The sequence below is a fragment of the Polynucleobacter sp. AP-Titi-500A-B4 genome (genome assembly GCF_018688095.1).
GTDB lineage: Bacteria > Pseudomonadota > Gammaproteobacteria > Burkholderiales > Burkholderiaceae > Polynucleobacter.
This window is the reverse complement of record NZ_CP061311.1, coordinates 1,614,946-1,635,913: the sequence shown is the minus strand read 5'-3', so window position 1 is coordinate 1,635,913 and position 20,968 is coordinate 1,614,946. Positions and strand designations below refer to the sequence as shown.

General features: G+C 44.9%; 21 protein-coding genes. 16 read left to right on the top strand and 5 right to left on the bottom strand.

Features of this window, described 5'->3' with window-relative positions; genetic code table 11:
- The first annotated feature begins 103 nt into the window (after positions 1-103).
- From FD968_RS08230 to FD968_RS08165, 14 genes are all read left to right on the top strand, one after another.
- Positions 104-1,009: a polyprenyl synthetase family protein gene (locus tag FD968_RS08230; protein WP_215365451.1), complete on the top strand. Its 906-nt coding sequence runs from the start codon at positions 104-106 to the stop codon at positions 1,007-1,009.
- Between the two features lie 17 nt (positions 1,010-1,026).
- Positions 1,027-2,190 (top strand): methyltransferase, encoded by a 1,164-nt coding sequence (locus tag FD968_RS08225; protein ID WP_215365449.1) that lies wholly within the window; start codon positions 1,027-1,029, stop codon positions 2,188-2,190.
- 79 nt (positions 2,191-2,269) lie between these two features.
- Complete coding sequence (bchC, locus tag FD968_RS08220; protein WP_215365447.1) at positions 2,270-3,220, top strand: chlorophyll synthesis pathway protein BchC; 951 nt, start codon at positions 2,270-2,272, stop codon at positions 3,218-3,220.
- Positions 3,217-4,224: a chlorophyllide a reductase iron protein subunit X gene (locus tag FD968_RS08215; RefSeq protein ID WP_215365445.1), complete on the top strand. Its 1,008-nt coding sequence runs from the start codon at positions 3,217-3,219 to the stop codon at positions 4,222-4,224. The genes bchC and FD968_RS08215 overlap by 4 nt, the downstream gene beginning before the upstream one ends.
- A gap of 14 nt (positions 4,225-4,238) precedes the next feature.
- Positions 4,239-5,762: a chlorophyllide a reductase subunit Y gene (gene bchY, locus FD968_RS08210; protein ID WP_251367553.1), complete on the top strand. Its 1,524-nt coding sequence runs from the start codon at positions 4,239-4,241 to the stop codon at positions 5,760-5,762.
- Positions 5,762-7,219: a chlorophyllide a reductase subunit Z gene (gene bchZ / locus FD968_RS08205; protein ID WP_215365443.1), complete on the top strand. Its 1,458-nt coding sequence runs from the start codon at positions 5,762-5,764 to the stop codon at positions 7,217-7,219. The genes bchY and bchZ overlap by 1 nt, the downstream gene beginning before the upstream one ends.
- Before the next feature lie 123 nt (positions 7,220-7,342).
- On the top strand, positions 7,343-7,489 hold the full coding sequence (gene pufB / locus FD968_RS08200; protein ID WP_087909627.1) for a light-harvesting antenna LH1, beta subunit: 147 nt from the start codon (positions 7,343-7,345) through the stop codon (positions 7,487-7,489).
- Between the two features lie 49 nt (positions 7,490-7,538).
- Complete coding sequence (locus tag FD968_RS08195; protein ID WP_215365441.1) at positions 7,539-7,760, top strand: hypothetical protein; 222 nt, start codon at positions 7,539-7,541, stop codon at positions 7,758-7,760.
- A gap of 10 nt (positions 7,761-7,770) precedes the next feature.
- Positions 7,771-7,947 carry a light-harvesting antenna LH1, alpha subunit gene (gene pufA / locus FD968_RS08190; protein ID WP_215272648.1) on the top strand — a complete coding sequence of 59 codons (177 nt, stop codon included), beginning with the start codon at positions 7,771-7,773 and terminating at the stop codon, positions 7,945-7,947.
- 99 nt (positions 7,948-8,046) lie between these two features.
- On the top strand, positions 8,047-8,871 hold the full coding sequence (gene pufL, locus FD968_RS08185) for a photosynthetic reaction center subunit L (protein ID WP_215365439.1): 825 nt from the start codon (positions 8,047-8,049) through the stop codon (positions 8,869-8,871).
- A gap of 28 nt (positions 8,872-8,899) precedes the next feature.
- Positions 8,900-9,898, top strand: coding sequence for a photosynthetic reaction center subunit M (gene pufM / locus FD968_RS08180; RefSeq protein ID WP_215365437.1), 999 nt, complete (start codon positions 8,900-8,902; stop codon positions 9,896-9,898).
- Positions 9,898-10,941 carry a photosynthetic reaction center cytochrome PufC gene (gene pufC, locus FD968_RS08175; RefSeq protein WP_215365436.1) on the top strand — a complete coding sequence of 348 codons (1,044 nt, stop codon included), beginning with the start codon at positions 9,898-9,900 and terminating at the stop codon, positions 10,939-10,941. The genes pufM and pufC overlap by 1 nt, the downstream gene beginning before the upstream one ends.
- Positions 10,942-10,998: 57 nt before the next feature.
- On the top strand, positions 10,999-12,555 hold the full coding sequence (locus tag FD968_RS08170; protein WP_215365434.1) for a phytoene desaturase: 1,557 nt from the start codon (positions 10,999-11,001) through the stop codon (positions 12,553-12,555).
- A complete protein-coding gene (locus FD968_RS08165; protein ID WP_215365433.1) occupies positions 12,548-13,606 on the top strand; it encodes a phytoene/squalene synthase family protein in 1,059 nt (352 codons plus the stop codon). The genes FD968_RS08170 and FD968_RS08165 overlap by 8 nt, the downstream gene beginning before the upstream one ends.
- Positions 13,607-13,627: 21 nt before the next feature.
- On the opposite strand, the gene FD968_RS08160 is transcribed toward FD968_RS08165, so the two are convergent.
- The 5 genes from FD968_RS08160 to FD968_RS08140 form a co-directional block, all read right to left on the bottom strand.
- A complete protein-coding gene (locus tag FD968_RS08160; protein ID WP_251367552.1) occupies positions 13,628-14,359 on the bottom strand; it encodes a carotenoid 1,2-hydratase in 732 nt (243 codons plus the stop codon).
- 194 nt (positions 14,360-14,553) lie between these two features.
- On the bottom strand, positions 14,554-16,044 hold the full coding sequence (gene crtD / locus FD968_RS08155; RefSeq protein ID WP_215365431.1) for a 1-hydroxycarotenoid 3,4-desaturase CrtD: 1,491 nt from the start codon (positions 16,042-16,044) through the stop codon (positions 14,554-14,556).
- Complete coding sequence (locus FD968_RS08150) at positions 16,028-16,723, bottom strand: spheroidene monooxygenase (protein ID WP_215365429.1); 696 nt, start codon at positions 16,721-16,723, stop codon at positions 16,028-16,030. Before FD968_RS08150 ends, crtD begins: the two co-directional genes overlap by 17 nt.
- Positions 16,724-16,729: 6 nt before the next feature.
- Positions 16,730-18,154 (bottom strand): transcriptional regulator PpsR, encoded by a 1,425-nt coding sequence (ppsR, locus tag FD968_RS08145; protein ID WP_215365426.1) that lies wholly within the window; start codon positions 18,152-18,154, stop codon positions 16,730-16,732.
- Positions 18,151-18,999, bottom strand: a complete 849-nt coding sequence (locus FD968_RS08140) for a B12-binding domain-containing protein (protein WP_215365424.1) — start codon at positions 18,997-18,999, stop codon at positions 18,151-18,153. The genes ppsR and FD968_RS08140 overlap by 4 nt, the downstream gene beginning before the upstream one ends.
- A 201-nt stretch (positions 19,000-19,200) precedes the next feature.
- Here FD968_RS08140 and bchF point away from each other — a divergent pair, with 201 nt between their 5' ends.
- Positions 19,201-19,674: a 2-vinyl bacteriochlorophyllide hydratase gene (gene bchF, locus FD968_RS08135; protein ID WP_215365421.1), complete on the top strand. Its 474-nt coding sequence runs from the start codon at positions 19,201-19,203 to the stop codon at positions 19,672-19,674.
- On the top strand, positions 19,671-20,963 hold the full coding sequence (locus tag FD968_RS08130) for a ferredoxin:protochlorophyllide reductase (ATP-dependent) subunit N (RefSeq protein WP_215365419.1): 1,293 nt from the start codon (positions 19,671-19,673) through the stop codon (positions 20,961-20,963). Before bchF ends, FD968_RS08130 begins: the two co-directional genes overlap by 4 nt.
- The last annotated feature ends 5 nt before the right edge of the window (positions 20,964-20,968 follow it).

Genomic DNA, 20,968 nt, shown 5'->3' with positions numbered 1-20,968 from the left:
TTCTGTTTGACAGTGACAGAAATAGTGTCTATATTTTTTTACATAGTAAATTGTATTTTAAATTAGACAAAGAAATTGATTTCTTTTTGAAGGGGCAAAAGTCATGTCACCAATCAAGCATTTGGATAGAGCTCTTGAGCACGCCTTGAAATCTCATGAATCCACCAAGGGTCCAGCGCTACTCAGCAAAGCAATTCGGCATGCGGTGTTTCCGGGTGGTGCCCGTATTAGACCCCAGCTTACTCTAGCGGTAGCTCAGGCTTGTGGCAATGATGACCCTCAATTATCGATGGCGAGTGCGATTGCGGTTGAGATGATTCATTGTGCCTCCTTAGTGCATGATGATTTGCCTTGCTTTGATAACGCAGACATGCGTCGTGGTCAAACTTCAGTTCATAAAGAATTTGGTGAGCGCTTGGCAGTATTAACTGGCGATGCTCTGATCGTCATGGCATATCAAACGGTTGCGGCAGCCTCAAGAAGATCTGCTCAACGATTAGCTCCGATCATCAAAACGATTTCACAAGGTGTTGGCGCTCCATTTGGAATCATTGCCGGACAAGCTTGGGAGTGCGAACCTCAAGCAGTATTAAGTGATTATCAAAGAGCCAAGACTGGTGCGCTATTTTCAGCGGCTACTGCAGCTGGTGCTCAAGCAGCTGGTTCAGATGCAGAAACCTGGCAAGGTCTAGGTGAGTGGCTTGGGGAAGCCTATCAAGTTGCTGATGACATTCGAGATGTACTCGGCGATGCACAGTTTCTTGGCAAGCCCTCTGGTCAGGATCAAGAACATCATCGCCCCAGCTCTGCTAAAGAATTGGGATTAAACGGTGCTGTTGAGCATTTTGATCATTTGGTTGGCAAGGCCATTACTTCTATTCCAAGTTGTCCAGGTGACGGCTACTTGAAAAAACTCGTTGCCTTTGAAGCGGAGAGATTGTTGCCATCTTCTTGGTTTGAGCGCGGCGAACGACATCTAGCGATTGCAATTCAAAAGCAAGCAGCCTAGGGTATTCAGTCGCTTCCATGGCTCAAACACAATCCTTATCGATAGAAGGTGGTCAACATGACTACAGCTTCTGGGAGCGACTTTGCATCTTTCGTGATCGCTTAATTGCTGACACTCGTTTCCAAAATCGCGTAGCAAAAATTCCTTTTCTCAAAAATATTGCCAAGAGAAGAGCCAATCAATTATTTGATGTGATGGCTGGATTTGTCTACACACAAATACTTCTCTCATGTGTACGTTTAAATTTATTTAATCTGTTAAAAGATGGTCCATTAGATTTATCGGAGATTAAAAAGAGTTGCAGTCTTGATGCGATCCCTTTAAAAAAATTATTGGATGCTGCTGTATCCATTAATTTATTAGAGATGCGCTCTAAACAAAAATATGGTTTAGGTACGTTAGGCGCTCCGATGGTTGGAAACACTGCGCTCTCAGCCATGATCGAGCACCATGCTGTTTTATATGAAGACCTTCGTGATCCACTATTGCTTTTATCTGGCGATGTTGAAATTAAAAAGATGGAGAAATTTTGGCCTTACGTTTCTCCTGATCAACAAGATCAAGAGGCGTTGAAGGATAAGGAGCGCGTTAAAAATTATTCCGACTTGATGTCGGCATCTTTACCTCTAGTAGCAGATCAAGTAGTGGATGCTTATGATTTTTCTCAGCATGCATGTTTATTAGATGTTGGCGGAGGACAAGGTACCTTTTTAAAACGCGTTTTTCTAAATACCCCACAACTCAAAAGAAAACTATTTGATTTGCCAGGTGTTGCTAACCTTGCCAAAGATAGTTTTGCGCTAACTACAGACCATCAAGATATTGAAGTGTATGGAGGAGATTTCTTCCAGGACTCACTACCAACGGGCGCAGATCTCATCACCTTAATTCGGGTGATTTTTGACCACGACGATGAGCGCGTCAAAATTTTATTAAGGTCAATCTTTGAAGCATTGCCAGTTGGCGGCAAGCTATTGGTGGCAGAGCCTATGGCCGATACCCCCGACCATCCTGCGATGGGGCATGCGTATTTTGGGTTTTATTTGCTTGCTATGGGTCGGGGTAGGCCCAGAACCATTCAAGAAATTAGCAACTTAGCCGTCCATGCCGGATTTAAGGGGGTAGAAGTGCTGCCCTGCAGCATGCCAATTAATGCCCAAGTTTTGTTAATTAGTAAATAAATTAGGGTAATTACTAATGACTACAACTCTATATGTGTATAAATTAGTTTACATATAGAAGGTAAACATAAATAGACATATGCAAAGTCAACTTCATTCAACAGCCGTACTGCTTGAGTCGCCACGCGAACTCAGGCTAAAGCGTCTTTTGTTGGATGAGCCAACAGATACCGATGTGGTTGTGCAGATTGAATGGAGCGGTATCAGCACAGGAACAGAGAAGTTGCTATGGAATGGAACCATGCCTGACTTTCCGGGAATGGGCTACCCCTTAGTACCTGGTTATGAATCCGTGGGAAGAGTGACTCGGGTTGGAAAAAAATCTAAGCTCGATCTTCATCAAAGAGTATTTGTGCCTGGTGCCAAATGTTTTGGTGATGTGAAAGGTTTATTTGGTGGCGCCGCCTCTCATGTAGTAGTGCCAAGTGACAGAGTGGTTGCTCTTCCGGAAGAAATGGGTGAAGAGGGAGTTCTTTTGGCTCTCGCAGCAACTGCCTATCACGTGACCCAAGGTAAAAAAACATTACAGCCAGATTTAATTGTTGGTCATGGCGTACTCGGTAGGTTAATTGCCAGAATTGCAGTGATGTTAGGTCATCAACCTGTGGTTTGGGAGATTGATGCCGAGCGGATGAATGGTGCAGAAGGATACACAGTGCTTCATCCTTGTGATGATGAAGAAAGTAAATATCACCATATCTGCGACGCCAGTGGGCAAGTCAGCATTCTGAATAAGTTGATTGGCCGCCTCCAAGTGGGCGGTGAGATTGCCTTAGCTGGATTCTACGATAAAGATATTCAATTCAATTTCCCAGCAGCCTTCATGAAAGAAGCAAGATTAAGAATCGCTGCTCAGTGGACACCTCAAGATTTAAAAGAAGTAAAGCAAGCCATAGCTAGTGGAGATTTAAATCTGCAAGGCTTAATTACGCATCACCGTAGACCATCTTCTATCGATGAGGTTTATCGCACCGCATTTGAAGATCCTAGTTGTTTAAAAATGGTTGTTGATTGGAGAGAGGCATTATGAACGCGCCCAATGTTCCAAAAGAAGTAACAGTTCAATTTGCACAATTGAGAAAAGAAGCCGCAATTGAGCCTGACAAGGTTCATACCGGCGAAATTAAAAAAGAGACACAAATCATTGCTATTTATGGCAAGGGTGGAATTGGTAAGAGTTTTACGCTTGCCAATTTGTCCTACATGATGGCTCAACAGGGTAAGAAAGTCCTGCTCATTGGTTGCGATCCAAAAAGCGATACTACTTCATTGTTATTTGGTGGCAAAGCTTGCCCAACCATTATTGAGACCTCCTCTAAAAAGAAATTGGCTGGAGAAGAAGTCAAGATTGGGGATGTTTGCTTTAAGCGAGATGGTGTATATGCCATGGAGCTTGGTGGCCCAGAGGTTGGCAGGGGCTGCGGTGGTCGCGGAATCATTCATGGATTTGAAACTTTAGAAAAACTGGGTTTCCATGATTGGGGTTTTGATTATGTCCTGCTCGACTTCTTGGGCGACGTGGTCTGCGGCGGCTTTGGATTACCTATTGCCAGAGATATGTGTCAAAAAGTGATCGTGGTTGCTAGTAACGATCTGCAATCTTTGTATGTTGCGAATAACGTTTGTTCTGCAGTCGAATATTTCCGTAAGTTAGGCGGCAATGTGGGCGTGGCAGGCATGGTGATCAATCGTGACGATGGCACTGGTGAGGCAACCGCCTTTGCGGAACAAGTTGGCATTCCAGTGCTTTCTGTCATTCCTGCAAATGACGATATACGCAGAAAGAGTGCTAGCTACGAAATCATTGGCAAGCCCGATTCTCAGTGGGGCCCTCTCTTTGCTGGCCTAGCAAGTAATGTTGCGGAAGCGCCTCCAGTGCGACCTAAGCCAATGACTCCAGATGATTTGCTTGGGCTATTTGCGGCCAATCAAGTCGGCAGAGATGTAGTTCTTGAGCCTGCAACCATTTTTGACATGGTTGGCAAGAATGAAGTGATCAAGCCAACCCTCGAAGTGATTTACGACAAAGCGTAGAGAGCACAATCATCGTGAAATCCACCAAAGTCATTCCGATACAAGCCCAGACTAATGACACGTCTGGGATTTCTTGTCATTCAGGGGCAGAGGATTTATTGGCTGCTGCCAAGTCAGCGAACAAGAGCGAGATATTAGGTCAGTACGCTAAAGATTATCCCAAGGGGCCGCATGATCAGCCTCAAAGCATGTGTCCTGCATTTGGATCGCTGCGGGTTGGCCTGAGAATGCGTCGCACGGCGACGATTCTTTCTGGCTCTGCATGTTGCGTCTATGGCTTAACGTTTACCTCACATTTTTATGGTGCTCGCCGAAGTGTTGGCTATGTACCATTTAATTCAGAATCATTGGTAACTGGAAAGCTCTTCGAAGATATTCGAGATGCAGTCTACAAAGAGGCGAATCCAGAATTGTATGACGCGATTGTGATCATCAATTTATGCGTCCCGACTGCGAGTGGTGTGCCATTGCAGCTCCTGCCAAAAGAAATTAATGGTGTCCGTATTATTGGTATTGATGTGCCTGGCTTTGGTGTGCCAACACATGCAGAAGCAAAAGATGTTTTAGCGAGCGCGATGTTGCGTTACGCTCGTACAGAAATTGAGAGTGGTCCAGTTTCTGCGCCACGTAATGGGGTCTCCGATAAGCCGACTATTACTTTGTTAGGTGAGATGTTCCCAGTGGATCCTATTAGTATCGGCATGATGCTCGAGCCAATGGGTTTGGCAGTGGGTCCAGTAGTGCCGACCAGAGAATGGCGTGAGTTATATCAAGCGATGGATTCCAAAGTAGTTGCCGCAATCCATCCTTTCTACACCGCAAGTATTCGTGAATTCGAAAGCGCTGGAAGATCAATCGTTGGGTCAGCTCCGATTGGTTATGAAGGCACAGCACAGTGGCTAGAAAATATTGGGGCTGCTTCTGGTGTAAGCGCCGAGAAAATCGGCAATGCTAAAGCGAAGTTTTTACCGATGATCCAGGCGGCACTGAAAGCAAAGCCGATCAAAGGCAGAATCACTCTCAGTGGCTACGAGGGCTCGGAGTTATTGGTAGCACGTTTATTGGTTGAGAGTGGCGCAGATGTACGTTATGTAGGTAGCGCATGTCCAAAAACTGTTTGGAGTAGTAGCGACTTAGACTGGTTAGAGCAGCATGGCGTACATGTAGAGTATCGCGCCTCTCTAGAACAAGATCTTGCTGCGATGAAAGAGTTTGAGCCAGATCTTGTCATTGGTACAACACCAGTAGTGCAAAAGGCCAAAGAATTGGCAATCCCATCGTTGTATTTTACGAACTTGATTTCAGCGAGACCATTAATGGGCGCTGCTGGTGCTGGTTCTCTAGCTCAAGTCATTAATGCTGCCCTGGCAAATCAAAATCGTTTTGATGCGATGAATTCTTTCTTTGAGGGTGTTGGCAAAGATCATGCAACTGGTGTGTGGGAGTCGGTGCCTGTTGATCGTCCTGAATTTAAAGCAGATGTAAGGCGTCGTATGGAAAAAGCGAAAGCCAAGCAAAAAGCTGAGGAGATGGGCTAATGCTAGTCTTAGATCACGATCGCGCTGGCGGCTATTGGGGCGCCGTATACGTTTTCACAGCTGTGAAGGGTTTGCAGGTGGTGATAGATGGCCCAGTAGGTTGCGAGAATCTGCCAGTGACTTCAGTCTTGCACTATACCGATGCACTACCACCGCATGAATTACCGATCGTCGTCACAGGTTTGGCTGAGGAGCAGTTGGGTAGAGAGGGCACAGAAGAGTCCATGAAGCGTGCCCACAAAGTATTGGATCCCGATTTGCCAGCTGTGGTCGTCACAGGATCGATCGCCGAAATGATTGGTGGTGGTGTCACTCCAGAAGGTACTGGTATTAAGCGTTTCTTGCCCAGAACCATTGATGAAGATCAGTGGCAATGTGCTAACCGCGCCATGAATTGGTTGTGGACAGAGTATGGTCTTAAAAAGATTCCAGAGCGCAAGAAAGTTGAAGGGGCAAAGCCTCGAGTCAACATTATTGGCCCTTGCTATGGCAGCTTTAATTTATATAGTGACTTAGCTGAAATCCGTCGTTTGATTGAAGGCATAGGGGCAGAAGTCAATATGGTGTTCCCGCTGGGATCTCACCTGGCTGACATTCCGAAATTGGCTGATGCTGATGTCAATATCTGTATGTACCGTGAGTACGGCCGCTTACTCTGCGAGACCTTAGAGCGTCCTTATTTGCAAGCCCCAATTGGTATGCAGTCCACAACAGCCTTTCTGAGAAAACTGGGCGAGCTTTGTGAACTTGATGTCGAAGGTTTTATTGAGAAAGAAAAGCACACTACTCTGAAACCAGTCTGGGATTTGTGGCGCTCAGTTACTCAAGACTTTTTTGGAACTGCTAGTTTTGCGATTGTTGCCAATGAAACCTATACCCGGGGCGTGCGCAATTTCTTGGAAGAAGAGCTGGGCTTGCCTTGTAATTTTGCCGTACCAAGAATGCCAGGAAATAAGACGAATAACGTTGAGATTCGTGAATTAGTGCAGAAGAAAACACCGCTAGTGATGTTTGGTAGTTACAACGAGCGGATGTATGGCAGTGAAATCGGCGCCCGCTTCTCCTATATTCCAGCTTCATTCCCTGGCGCCATTATTCGTAGACATACCGGTACTCCATTCATGGGCTACGCTGGTTCAGTCTACTTGATACAAGAAGTATGTAACTGCTTGTTTGACGCTTTATTCAACATCCTGCCGCTTGGCACAGAGATGGATAAGGTTGATCGAACACCAGCCAAGGTACAAAGCTCGATCAAGACAATGCCTTGGGAGCAAGAGGCGCAAGAGCTAGTCAATAAATTAATCAGTAATCAGCCTGTACTTACTCAAATCTCTGCCGCCAAGAGAATGCGAGATGAAGCAGAGCTTGAGGCACGTAAACAGAATATTGAAAGAGTCACAGTAGATTGTGTGCAGAAGTCATCCTTCTCTCATGCTGCAGGAGAAGTTGTATGAAGCCGGCACAAAAAAATTACCCTAAGCAAGGGTTAAACCAATATGGCTTTATCAAGCCATATCCTCAAATCTACAGGGGTGATGTAGAAAAGACCGCAAGGTCAGTTTCAAGGAGTTGTCATCATGAGTGAAAACAGATCTATATCTGGGCTTACCGATGCAGAGGCTCAAGAATTCCATGCATTTTATGTGCAAGGTCTTTTGGGGTTTGTTGCTATCGCAGTCGTCGCGCACATACTTGTATGGGCTTGGCGTCCATGGTTCTTTTGATGCAGTAGTAAGTACATAGTAAATAGCTCAGCTAAAAGGAGTAATTCTTATGAAGACCAATACAGATTTAATGAACAAACATGACCTTCAGGACACCATGTCCTTCAAGTTCATTTTTTTAATTAGTTATGTGGTGATCTTTGTAGTTGCCCTCATTTTGGTTGTGTTACCTGCCTCCCAAAAAAGCTGGTTATTTTCGGAATCTGACGGCGGATCATTTTTTAAGTCAGTTGAGTCAGGCGTTTACAGTTTTATGTCTTACTTAAATTAGGAGAAATATTATGTGGAGAGTATGGAAGTTATACGACCCGTTACGTGCGATGGTTGCACAGGGCGTTTTTCTCTTTGCTTTGGCGGCCATGATTCATCTCATTTTATTGAGCACTGCTCAGTACAAATGGTTGGATGGAATGAGTCAGGAGCAGTACAAAGCAGCAATTGCAGCAGCGAAGAAGTAATTAGAGGTACAAACCGTAGACGAATTGCTAGAGATAGTTATTCGTCTACGTACGATTAATTAATTTTGAGAAATATTCTCATTATGTTAGGAGCACAAAATGGCCATGCTCAACTTTGAAAAGAAATACCGCGTTCGCGGTGGAACCCTCATTGGTGGAGATCTTTTTGATTTCTGGGTAGGTCCTTTTTATGTCGGATTTTTTGGTGTCACAACCATCTTTTTTGCATTCTTAGGTACCGCGATGATTCTATGGGGCACATCTCAAGTTGGGGTGTGGAATATCTGGCAAATTAATATCGCTCCGCCGGATCTGAAATATGGCCTAGGGGTCGCGCCGATGATGGAGGGCGGATTATGGCAGCTCATCACTATCTGTGCGCTAGGTGCTTTTGGGTCATGGGCTATGCGAGAAGTAGAAATCTCCCGCAAGTTAGGAATGGGCCTTCATGTACCAGCTGCTTTTAGTATGGCGATCTTTGCCTACTTCACATTAGTCGTTATCAGACCAATCCTCATGGGTGCTTGGCATTATGGTTTCCCTTATGGCATTTTAAGTCACTTAGATTGGGTCTCGAATACGGGTTATCAGTATTTGCACTTCCATTACAACCCTGCACACATGATTGCAGTGACTCTATTCTTTACAACAACATTAGCGCTCGCACTGCATGGCGCCTTGATTTTGTCTTCAACCAATCCTCAGCCTGGTCAGACAGTCAGAACACCAGAACATGAAGATACTTTCTTTAGGGATATTGTTGGCTACTCCGTGGGCACATTAGGTATCCACCGTTTAGGCCTATTTTTAGCTTTAGCAGCAGTCTTTTGGAGTGCTGTATGTATTGTGATTAGTGGACCATTTTGGACTAAAGGATGGCCAGAGTGGTGGACATGGTGGTTGAACCTGCCAATCTGGGGATAGTTTTAGCTCAATTGAAAATGCGGAGAGCATGATGGAATATCAAAATCTATTTACACAAACGCAAGTAACTGGTCCCGCTAGTCATGGCGTTCCAATCAACGCATACGATATGCGCGAGAGAACGAAAACGATTGGTTTTAGTCACTTGATGGGCCGCATCGGTAATGCACAACTCGGCCCTGTGTACCTTGGGCGTCTTGGTGTTGCGTCACTGATGTTTGGCATGACCGCCTTTTTCATTATTGGTATGAACATGCTGGCGCAGGTGAACTGGAATCCACTGCAATTTGTGAAAAAACTGTTTTGGTTGTCGCTGGATGCACCTTCACCAAAGTATGGGCTTACCTTTCCACCAATGAATGAAGGTGGTTGGTGGCTAATCGTTGGATTATTCACAACGATCTCCATTATGTTGTGGTGGCTACGTACTTTCCGTAGGGCACAAGCCTTAGGTATGGGTACTCATGTACCTTGGGCATTCGCCTCTGCAATTTGGTTATTTTTAGTGCTTGGCTTAATTCGTCCAGTATTAATGGGTAGTTGGAGTGAAGGCGTTCCTTTTGGAATCTTTTCTCACTTGGATTGGGTGTCAGCGTTTTCCATTCGCTATGGAAACTTGTTTTACAACCCATTTCATATGCTCTCTATTGTTTTTCTGTATGGCTCGGTTCTCCTATTTGCAATGCACGGCGCAACCATTCTTGCAGTAAGTCGTTTTGGTGGCGAAAGGGAGATCGAGCAGATTGTGGATCGAGGTACTGCATCAGAACGTGCTGCCTTGTTCTGGAGATGGACCATGGGCTTTAATGCCACGATGGAATCGATTCACCGTTGGGCCTGGTGGTTTGCGGTGTTAACTCCACTCACAGGTGGCATTGGAATTTTGTTAACAGGTACGGTAGTGGATAACTGGTATTTATGGGGTGTCAAACACAATATTGCCCCTGCTTATCCAGCAATTTATGGGACTGTAGCTGATCCAGCTTTAAAAGCACCGGCAGCCCCAGTAGCTAAAGGGGACAAATAATGAAACATTGGACTCAAAAAATTGCACTCGTATTGAGTATCTTTGCAATGCTGTTATTGACGGCATGTGAAAGACCGCCAATCGAATCTAAGCAAACAGGTTTTCGTGGCACTGGTATGGATCAGGTGAATAATCCACGTACCGTTGAGCAGCTAGCTAAGCTGAATGAATTGCCGCCGCCAATGCCTTCTTCACCGGACGGCCCTAAAGCAAGCGCAGTTTATAAAAACGTCAAAGTCTTAGGTAATCTCAGTACCGCACAGTTTGGCGCATTCATGGTGTCAATGACTTCCTGGGTTGCGCCTAATCAGGGATGTGCTTATTGCCACAACGTCGCAAATTTTGCCGATGATTCTCTGTATACCAAAACGGTTGCCAGAAGAATGATTCAAATGAATCAAAGTATTAATGGTAACTGGGGCGATCACGTTAAAACCACTGGAGTTACGTGCTACACCTGTCACCGTGGCAATAATATTCCGCAAAATGTTTGGTTCAATCCTGTTGAAAAGCGGGGTGGCAATATGTTAGGTAACACTAACGGTCAAAACGATGCCTTAAAGACGAATGGCTACTCATCATTGCCTAATCAGCCCTTCGCAAGTTACTTTATCTCTAATGCAACTGCTGCACGCGTTATTGGTGATACTGCTTTGCCAACTGGACATAAAGCCACTTTGCAAACTACGGAAAATGTTTATGGTGTGATGTCTCACATGTCTCATTCGCTCGGAGTGAATTGCACTTTCTGTCACAACAGTCGAGCCTTTAATAGTTGGGAGCAGAGCACTCCACAGCGTATTCAAGCTTGGCATGGTATTCAGATGCTCAAAGATGTCAATACAACATTTATATCCCCATTGGCTGCTGTATCACCTGATAACCGCAAGGGCCCAGATGGTGATGTTGGTAAAGCCAATTGCGCTACTTGCCATCAAGGTGTCAATAAGCCGCTATTAGGTAAGAGCATGTTGCAGGATTACCCCTTCCTTGCCCCTAATAGTGGCAAGCCAAAAGATGGTAATCAAATTGCTAAAAACTAATGATCAACCCTCTGCCAATCCATTGGATTGGCAGAGATCTCATTCAAAGGGCCTCTGATGGATCAGCAGGTTGATCAATTTAAGATCCCAGAAAATGTGGTGGCCTACAGCCACATTAATAATCCTGAGCGCGCATTAGTAATCGGGGCAGGTTTTGGTGGTCTTGCTGTTGCGATTCGATTGGCCCTAAAGGGATACGACGTTCAAATTCTGGAGAGACTTGGTAGTGCTGGTGGGCGTGCTTACGTTCATCGTCGCCACGGCTTCACATTCGATGCAGGTCCAACCATTATTACAGCACCATTTCTTTTAGAAGAATTGTGGGAGATGTGCGGTAAAAAAATGTCGGATGATGTTGATCTTCGGGCGATGGATCCTTTCTATCAAATTCGCTTTGCTGATGGACGTGTTTTTAACTACACCGGCGATTTAGAGCGTATGAAAGCAGAGGTCGCCAAATTTAGTCCAAAAGACTTGCCGGGTTATTTACGATTTTTAGATGAGGCTGAAAGTTGTTACAAGCTGGCCTTTGAAGACCTAGGCGATGTCGCATTTGATAGCGTCAAAGATCTAGTAAAAGCAATGCCCAACTTGATCAAGATGCGTGCTTGGAATAATTTATACAGCTTGGTGGCTAAGTATATTAAGGATCCCCAACTGCGTGAAGTGATGAGCTTTCATCCATTGCTGATTGGCGGCAATCCATTTTCAGTAAGTTCTGCTTATGCACTGATTAACTCACTTGAGCGTAAGTGGGGTGTGCACTCAGCCATGGGTGGGACTGGCTCCATCATTAAAGGTCTAGTTGGATTATTAAAAGGCTTAGGTGTCACCATACGTTATGCGAGTACCGTCAAGAAAATCAATATTGTTGACAATAAGGTGACTGGGGTGACCTTGGAAAATGGCGATGTGCTGTTCGCCAATAAGGTGGTATCGAATGCAGATACTGCTTGGACCTATAAAAATCTGATCGATCCAGAGTATCGACAGGTCTGGACAGATAAGAAAATTGAAAACGGCAAGTACTCCATGAGTCTATTTGTCTGGTATTTCGGGACAAAAAAACAGTACCCAGAAGTCCCGCACCACATGATGCTATTGGGTGAGCGTTATAAAGAATTATTAGATGATATTTTCAAGCGTCACCATTTGGCAAAAGACTTCAGTCTTTATCTGCACCGCCCTACAGCGACAGATCCGAGTTTGGCTCCAGAAGGTTGCGACACTTTTTATGTCTTATCACCAGTGCCTCATCTTGATAGCGGAACGGATTGGAGTGAGGAGGCGGAGTCTTATAGAAAATCAATCTCGAAGATGTTAGGCGAGACTGTTCTTCCTGGTCTGGAGGAGAACGTAGTTGAATCCTTTGTCATGACACCTCAAGATTTCCAGGATCGCTTGCTTTCTTATAAAGGCGCAGCCTTTGGTCTTGAGCCACTGCTCACTCAGAGTGCGTGGTTCCGACCACACAATCGTAGTGAAGATATTGAAGGTCTTTACATGGTTGGTGCGAGTACGCATCCTGGCGCTGGAATACCAGGGGTATTGTCTTCTGCCAAAGCCTTAGATTCGCTGATGACACCGGCAAAAATACTCTCAAATCATGATTGATAGAGCCATTACCTCTGAATATGGGTTTCAGGTTGATCTAGAGACTTGCGAAGCCCTCATGCGGGATGGTTCTAAATCCTTTTTCTCCGCCGCCAGAATTCTGCCGAGCAAAATACGTGATTCAGCCATTGCCTTATACGCCTTTTGTCGCCTGCTAGATGACATGGTTGATGACCAGCATGCTCCTGACGATGTCATTAAGCAAATTGAATATCGCCTAGATCGTATTTATGAAAATAATCCAGTAGATATTCCGGCGGATAGAGCGCTTGCGATTGTGGTGGAGCGCTTTTTAATTCCGCGGGACATCCTGGAGGCCTTGGTTGAAGGTTTCAGATGGGATCGGGCTGGTCGTCAATACCAAACCATTGATGAGTTGTGTGACTATGCGGCAAGAGTTGCCTCGACAGTAGGCGCCATGATGACGCTCATCATGGGGGTTCGTGACCGAGAGATATTGGAGCGGGCTTGCGAGTTAGGCCTAGCGATGCAACTGACCAATATCGCAAGAGATGTCGGTGAAGATGCTAGAAATCAACGCTTATATTTACCAAGAGAATGGCTTGAGGCTGAGAACATTGATCCAGACGCTTGGTTACAAAATCCAGTATTTAACGATGCCATCTCAAGAGTGATTCAAAGACTCATATCTCATGCAGATGAGATGTATGAGCGTGCCTCATATGGTGTGGTTGGCTTACCGCGTAATTGCCGCTCGGCTATTTCTGCTGCGAGTTTAATTTATTCTGAAATTAGTCGGCAGATTGAGCGCCAAGGACTTGATAGCATTAGTCAGCGGGCAGTCGTTTCTAAGCGAAAAAAGATATTGCTGTTATTAAAGTCACTGCAATCGACCGTTTATAGCGCGAAACTAAATCATAGCCTCAGCAAAATTCCATCCATTCAATTTTTAGTTGACTCGGTCGAGCCGGAAGCCCCTTATGCTCACTATAGTGGTTCAGTAGAGGATAGGTTGATATGGGTTGTTGGTCTGATGGAAAAGATTGAGCGTCGTAAAGTGCAGTCCTTCAACTCACTGGCTCAGCATTAAGCAAATCTCAACGCAGTCAATTCAGAACAGTCTAGTTGGGTTTCTGGGCATTCTCCAGGGCAGCATCAATTGCACAATATTGGACTCTAAACGTTTCACATTGAGGGTCTCATGCATTGAAATGACCTCTTCGCCGAGTAAGTGTGACTTGATCATGGAGCGCGCATAAAACGGGGTATCTTCAAAGGTGCCTAGTAGGGCAACATTGGGTTTATCCCCCTGATCTTCAGAGCGCATATTGCGCTGTATACCCCAGCCGGTTTTGCGAAGTAAAACTCTTTCTGGCGCTATAAATGACTCAACGGTGCCATCTGTATTAAATTTGCTAGCAATGATGCGTTCATTGCCGTTCTTTTGTCTAACGTCATAGATGACTGCAGTACTACCATCTTTAAGGTGTGCTCTTGACCAATCCCAATCACTAAAAGGCTTGCTAATGGCCTCATCACCTTCATTAGAATCAAAATAAGCATTTCCTTGCCACTGAAGCGCAGGGTTCGTGAAGCTCACTTCCACTCTTGCTGAGGGTGCGATAGGCCCCCAGCGATGTTTTCCATGATCATCGAGTGCTACCACTTGATTAAAGACTTGCTCAGGAAATACTTTGATCTTTCCTTGAACCTTTTTGCCTAATAGTGGAGCACGCTCATTAATCTCAATCGTTAACACATTATTTTCCCAGCGGAGATGACTGGGACCAACCGTAAATTGATGGGCTGATCTCTCGACAGCATTTTGACCACGCTCTGTCATCGTCCAGTATTTTTTTGAGGGGGTATAAAGCGCGACATTGATGGCGCAGTAGTCATCGGCAGGCGCCAGTTTTCTTTTATTAGCCCACGCGTAATAGGGCGAGAAGACACTGCCTACGAATGCAATGATGCTAAAGCCATATTGCCCATCATCACTGAGGCCATCGATATACCACCAGAGATAATTACCGGGATCTACCGCTTGGTCAAACCGAGGTGTGCCATCAGCGTTGCGGCCGCCAATCGTCCTGACATTGCTGCCATGGGCACTCCCGGCCCCGGATGAGTGCTGCCTCCCGCTAGGAGAAGATTCGGAATTTGAGACTGAGAGCCGAGCCGTTGAAAGGAGCTCATCCAGCCGTGGGTTGCTTGACCATAAAGAGCTCCACCGCGTCCCGGAAATAGTTTGGTAAATTCGTGAGGGGATGTCCTCATAATCTGCGCATCCTGTAGTTGAAGGCCATACTGGCGCATGAGTGAAAAAGCTTTTTGTTCGCATCGTTCTATTTCCTCATCATCAAATTGATTATCACCATTAGCCGGTGCATTGACTAAGCAAAAAAGTCTCTCATAGTCATTAGTTTGGTTTGCAAAATCGGTTCTATCTTGAGCGCAAATATAGACCGTTGGACTTTCTGGAAGTTTCTGTTTCTCAAAGATATCTGTAAATTCACTTTGGTAGGGCTGATTGAAAAATACGTTATGCCTTACCAGAGGAAAGCCTGAGGCCCTGACGCGCATAGACCAAGTAACTGCAGAAAGTGAATCGGTTTGTTTTAAGCTTTGAGGAATTGCAGTGTTTGCCTTCTCGCCTAGTAAGCCACGTTGTAGAGCCTTGATATCACCATTAAAGATGAGGAAATCACACCCAATCACCTCCCCTGAGGTGAGTTGAACGCCACTTACTTTTGCGCCTGAAAATTGTAGAGACTGAACCTCAGCCCCATATTGAAAGTGGCAACCTTTTTTCTGGGCTAAGCGCGCAATCACTTCTGGAATCTTGGTCATGCCGCCTTTAATTGACCATACTCCCTTCATTTCTACTTCAGCAATTAACATGAGCGTGGCTGGCGCCAGGTATGGAGATGATCCACAGTAGGTTGCATAGCGACCAAACAATTGATGCAATCGTGGGTCTGGGAAATAGCTTGCTAATGAGGACCAAAGATTGCTAAACGGCCCAATATCCCAAAGTACTTTGCCCTTTGTTACTCCTAGAGATGACATCATGCCTAGCAAATTTGGGCGAGGCGATTCGATAAATGGCCCATTCAGTGTTTCATATACCTTTTTGGCCGTTTTGCAGAATTCTAAAAATAATTGAGCCTGCCTAGCACCGGCAAATTGGCCAATCGCGTCAGCACTCTTCTGGGTATTGGCATAGAGATCGAGCGGGGCTTCTCCCCAGCTATGACGGGCAAGGATATCGAGTGCTTCTAATTCAAACTCTGCAGAAAAACTTTCACCACAGTCAGCAAAGAGTTGTTCGAAAATCCAGCGCATCGTAAAGACGGTTGGTCCAGAATCAATTGCCGCCTCATTTACTTTAATGGTGCGAATCTTTCCACCAGGAGCATCGCTCTTTTCTAATACAGTGACATCTAGACCGCGATGCGCAAGCTCAAGGGCGGCAGTGAGCCCTCCTATGCCGGCGCCAACAATCAGGATCTTAGGTGATGTTGACATGCTTGCCCTGCCAAACTCCTCGCGCTTGTATCACCTTGAAGCGAGTAAACATCGATTCAGAAAAATAGGATTGTCCGTATGCAGCTTTAATCGCTGCTAGGTGCGCCCCTTGCTGAGCATATTGCTCTAGGGATTGCGCGTTGTCCCAAATGGTGAAGGTAGCTTGACGAAAGTAGGGCGCTTCACCAACTCCAGCTGTCAGAATTTTTCCGGACGCATGCGCAATGGCCGCTTCAGCAGGCTTTGCCTTTTTCCAAAATGCGATTGCTTTACTCGGTCTAATAGAGGCTCTGGTTAACGATGCAATCGGACCCTGTGAAGGAGGATTTGGATCGGAGCACGACATGGAAAATCCAGACCAAGAGCCACGACTAGAGTAGGCCTTGACAGTGGCAGTGAAAAATTCATGAGCATGATTCTCATAGGCTTTGACGATCAATGAGGATTCTCGAAAGCGAGCAGCATGATGTTCAGAATCAAAGACGCAAAAGAAGCCTTGTTTTGTAAGGCTAGGTGTAGTGCTAAACCCACCATTCATGCCCGAGCCTAAAACTTTGCAAAACAGTAGACCGGGAATGTGATGAAAAGGACGTTTACCTAAAATGTACCGAGAAAATCCCCATCCCCTGGCATCAGAAGCAATATCAATTAAGCCTAATACTGCTGTCTGATCATTCATTCGATCTTAGGCGTCAATATCATCATTGGCATTGCTATCGACAATGCCAAAGCGTCTCATTTTGATATACAGGCCTTGGCGCGATAAGCCAAGTAGCTCAGCTGCAGATGCCCTATTGGACATAGTGAGATCAAGTGCTGCCAAGATGCAGAGTTTTTCGATGATGTCAGTAGTCTCAGTAACGATTTGCTTGAGCGGTACCTTGCCAACCAATTGCGTTAACTCTTTTGCGTTCTTACCTAGATTATCTGGCTTATCAGCCGGTTGATTTGAAGCCTTTGAAGCTTGATGAATGCCAATCGCAACCAGTGAGAGCTTGCCACTATTAAATCCAACGGCAGAAATGCGGACATCTAGAGGGGAGCTGCCATCATCTGCCGTAATCGTGCTCGCATAATCTTTGATAGAGCCGTATTCGCGTACTGTGCCCAAAAGAATCTTGAGGTCAATACTTGCCCTTCCTAGCCATATCTCCAATGATTTCCCAAGGATGCTTTCTTTTTGGGTGGATTGAGACATCGAGACAAAGGTATTGTTGCTCGTAAGGATGACTCCATTGGTGCTGCAGACAATGAAACCGTCTTGAAAATCTTCTAAGGCTTGAGAAAGTAATAATGCTTGCTCGTTCGCAGTACCAGGATGGGTGGCCTGGGATTTCGGCTTAATCGATACCAAGCAAACATTCTGATTGCCTTCACGCAATAGGGCACTTGAAACTTCTACATTCTCTTTTAGGTGTTCTAGTGTTGTCTGTATAGAAGATTGCAATATTCCAGATTTAGATTCCAGGAGATAACTTTGAATTGCCTCATGATCTTTGGCGGGAAAGAGGTTAACAAAGAGCTTGCCCTGGATCTTTTTCAAATCGCCCACTAAAAAACCAGCCGATTTGTTGACTTCAATGATTTTTAAAGTCTGACTATCAACAATGAGGTAGGCTTGATCAATGCTATTGAAGAGTTGCAAGTAACGATGTTGAATAGCATGCAGATTCGCATATTCACGCTCAATCTCTTGTTGTGATTCTACTAATTTTTGCTGCAGAGTAGATATCCCACTGAGATCTTTACCAATAGCAATCAGTTTATTGTTGGATGGGAAAAAGATGGTGCTGTATTGAATCGGAAGAGAGGCAGTGCCATCTATCTCTTGATTCACTTGACGCCATTTTTGTTCTTCGTGATCTTCACGAGTTTTCAGTAAGGCGTTGACTTTTGGCTGACTATCAATTGCTACTGTGTCAAGCCACTTTTTTCCAGCCAACCAATTTGTATTATTGGAAATAGGCTTGGAGCCATTGATCACTTTTTCGATGACGCCAGAACTACTGACGATGAGGACCAAATCTACTGATAGGGCTAGTAACTCTGCTGCTAAATCAATATCTACAGTATTGAGTTTTGTAGAATCAGGATTATAAATTTTGGTCACAGTTTTTCTTTTACTTGTATATCTAAATGGCTGAGATATTGCTCAAGTTTTTGAACGGATTCCTCAGGGCTACAAGCTTTAATGTCTGCCTGAATATCGTCAAATGCATCGGGCGTCTTATTATAAAGCGGGCCACCAATCAGAACAATGATTTTAGGGTTCTTCGATTTTTGTCTGAGTAAACTTATCAAGTTTGGAAGTTGTTCAAGTTGCTCATTTGTCGCAACGGATATCGCAAGTGCTTGATGATTTTTTGATTCAACTCCTTCAACCATGCAGTCGATGTTGACTTTATTTGGTCGATGCACCTGCCAGCCAGAAAATGTCAGGAAGTTGGCAAAGATGAGCGTACCAAGTGAATGCTGCGAACCAGGGCAACCGGAGACAAAGATCGATTTGTTTTGCTGCCGCTCAAGCTGATTTGCCTGAAAGAGGTAATCGAGCTTGTAAATGACTCTTTCAAGCTTATTCACACCAATAGATACATCCGCAAAGCTCAGACTATCTTCTTCCCAGTGCTTACCTAGTTTTCGAGCAATTTCTGGGATAAGGTCCAAGACGATGTAGTCAATGGGGACTCCATGGGCTTTATGTGTTTTGATTGCATATTCAAATGCATCTTCTTCAGCATTGAGCAGTAGATCAGCAATTCTGTTGATTTCCTCTTCATCCAAGGTATTGGGGGCATGATCACGCCTTGCTTGGGGGGTGGTTTGAACCCAGCTTTGATTTGAGGAAATTCTAGAAGCCGAGTCATCGACTTTGCGTTCGATCTCCTCAATTAAGTTTGGTAATTGAGTACTGACAACTTCCAGGATGAGTTCTTTTTTAGCTAATGTGTTCACTAAATAGCCCTTAGGTTAGTAAGTACGTAATGAGCGATAGTAAAAATGTAAAATAAATATTACACTTTTAGTTAAGATACAGCAATTAATTTGCCTAAAATAGGGTTTGTACTTACCTATATTAGGGTAAGTACTAGTTTTTGTGAGGCATTTTTGGCGTAAAGTTTTGTTTACACATAGCCAACAAGGCAGCCTCAAAACATGAAGACTAGTAAGCCTCTTTACAACCCAGAACAACGCGCAAGACGCGATGCCACAGTGTGGACCCTAGTTCAGGGAATTCTGGCTCCAATTCAGTTTTTGGTTTGCCTAATTAGTCTCTGTTTGGTCCTGAGATATCTCATTAGCGGCAATGGCTATGAATTAGCAACGATTTCCGTGGTGATTAAGACTGTATTTCTCTACTTAATCATGCTGACAGGAAGTATTTGGGAAAAAGTGGTTTTTGGAAAGTTTCTCTTTGCAGAAAGCTTCTTCTGGGAAGACGTTTTTAGTATGTTGGTTATTTTCCTGCACACACTCTATCTTTACTTCCTCATCATCGGAGATATCAGTCAGCGCAGTTTGATGTACTTAGCTTTGGCGGCCTACGCCTCCTACTTTATTAATGCTGGCCAATTTATTTACAAACTGCGCATCGCTCGTCTGCAGATGAATGAGGGAGTTGTCGCATGAATGCAATCGTAGACTTGCCAAAAGATCAAATCAGTAGCGTAGGAAAAAATATTCCTATCTATAAAGAGCGCGGCCAAAGAGAAGTTTTTTGCGGCCTCACTGGCATTATTTGGCTTCATCGCAAGATTCAAGATGCATTCTTCTTGGTAGTGGGTTCGCGTACCTGTGCTCACTTAGTGCAATCCGCTGCAGGGGTCATGATCTTTGCTGAGCCTCGCTTTGCTACTGCCATTATTGATGATCGCGATCTCGCTGGTATTGCCGATGCACATGAGGAGCTAGACCGTGTAGTGAAGGCTCTGCTAGCTCGGCGTCCTGATATCAAAATGCTATTTTTGGTGGGTTCATGCCCATCTGAGGTCATCAAGCTGGATCTTTCAAGGGCAGCGCAGCGATTAAATAAAGAGTTTTTAAATCACTGCCGCATCTTGAGTTACTCCGGTAGTGGCATTGAAACTACCTTTACTCAGGGTGAGGATGCATGCCTCGCCTCTTTGGTGAATGAGATTCCAAAACCAGTAGCAGTCGGTGAGAAAAAGCTATTGGTTGTCGGTTGCTTACCTGATGTTGTCGAAGATCAATTTCAACGTCTGTTTACTGAGCTTGGTATTGGTCAAGTTTCCTTTTTCCCACCTAAAAATTCTCAGCAAAAAATTGAAATTGATGGCAACACTCAATATTTGCTTGCGCAACCATTTTTGGCTGAGACAGCCAGGTTGATTGAAGAGCGTGGTGCTCAAAGAATTTCTGCACCATTTCCATTTGGCGTAGAAGGCACTACTGCTTGGTTAAAAGCGGCTGCAAATCAATGGGGGATTTCAGCGACACGTTTTGATGAAGTCACTCAACCCAGAATTGAGCGTGCTAAGAAGAGTTTAGCGCGCTATGTGCCAATGTTGGAGAACAAAAGCATCTCTTTCTTTCCAGATTCTCAATTAGAAATCCCGTTAGCCCGCTTCCTCTCACAAGAATGTGGCATGAAGGTGCTTGAAATTGGTACACCCTATTTGCATAAGCAGCATCTTGAATCCGAGTTGGAATTGTTACCCGAGAACTCCAGAATTGTGGAAGGTCAGGATGTAGAGAAGCAGCTCGATAGATGTCGCAGTGATAAGCCCGATATTGTGGTTTGTGGTTTAGGGCTGGCCAATCCTCTAGAGGCAGAGGGCATTACGACTAAGTGGTCGATTGAGTTGGTGTTTAGTCCCGTGCACGGATATGAGCAGGCTGCAGATTTAGCAGAGCTCTTTGCACGTCCCTTAAATCGCAGTATGAGATTGGCTGCTTAAGGAAA

Coding starts and splice junctions, on each gene's coding strand:
- FD968_RS08230 (WP_215365451.1), top strand. CDS start 104: ATGTCACCAATCAAGCATTTGGATAGAGCTCTTGAGCACGCCTTGAAA.
- FD968_RS08225 (WP_215365449.1), top strand. CDS start 1,027: ATGGCTCAAACACAATCCTTATCGATAGAAGGTGGTCAACATGACTAC.
- pufL (WP_215365439.1), top strand. CDS start 8,047: ATGGCCATGCTCAACTTTGAAAAGAAATACCGCGTTCGCGGTGGAACC.
- crtD (WP_215365431.1), bottom strand. CDS start 16,044: ATGTCAACATCACCTAAGATCCTGATTGTTGGCGCCGGCATAGGAGGG.
- pufA (WP_215272648.1), top strand. CDS start 7,771: ATGTGGAGAGTATGGAAGTTATACGACCCGTTACGTGCGATGGTTGCA.
- bchC (WP_215365447.1), top strand. CDS start 2,270: ATGCAAAGTCAACTTCATTCAACAGCCGTACTGCTTGAGTCGCCACGC.
- FD968_RS08150 (WP_215365429.1), bottom strand. CDS start 16,723: ATGAATGATCAGACAGCAGTATTAGGCTTAATTGATATTGCTTCTGAT.
- FD968_RS08215 (WP_215365445.1), top strand. CDS start 3,217: ATGAACGCGCCCAATGTTCCAAAAGAAGTAACAGTTCAATTTGCACAA.
- FD968_RS08165 (WP_215365433.1), top strand. CDS start 12,548: ATGATTGATAGAGCCATTACCTCTGAATATGGGTTTCAGGTTGATCTA.
- pufC (WP_215365436.1), top strand. CDS start 9,898: ATGAAACATTGGACTCAAAAAATTGCACTCGTATTGAGTATCTTTGCA.
- FD968_RS08160 (WP_251367552.1), bottom strand. CDS start 14,359: ATGACAGAGCGTGGTCAAAATGCTGTCGAGAGATCAGCCCATCAATTT.
- bchF (WP_215365421.1), top strand. CDS start 19,201: ATGAAGACTAGTAAGCCTCTTTACAACCCAGAACAACGCGCAAGACGC.
- FD968_RS08195 (WP_215365441.1), top strand. CDS start 7,539: ATGAAGACCAATACAGATTTAATGAACAAACATGACCTTCAGGACACC.
- pufB (WP_087909627.1), top strand. CDS start 7,343: ATGAGTGAAAACAGATCTATATCTGGGCTTACCGATGCAGAGGCTCAA.
- FD968_RS08170 (WP_215365434.1), top strand. CDS start 10,999: ATGGATCAGCAGGTTGATCAATTTAAGATCCCAGAAAATGTGGTGGCC.
- FD968_RS08130 (WP_215365419.1), top strand. CDS start 19,671: ATGAATGCAATCGTAGACTTGCCAAAAGATCAAATCAGTAGCGTAGGA.
- pufM (WP_215365437.1), top strand. CDS start 8,900: ATGATGGAATATCAAAATCTATTTACACAAACGCAAGTAACTGGTCCC.
- bchZ (WP_215365443.1), top strand. CDS start 5,762: ATGCTAGTCTTAGATCACGATCGCGCTGGCGGCTATTGGGGCGCCGTA.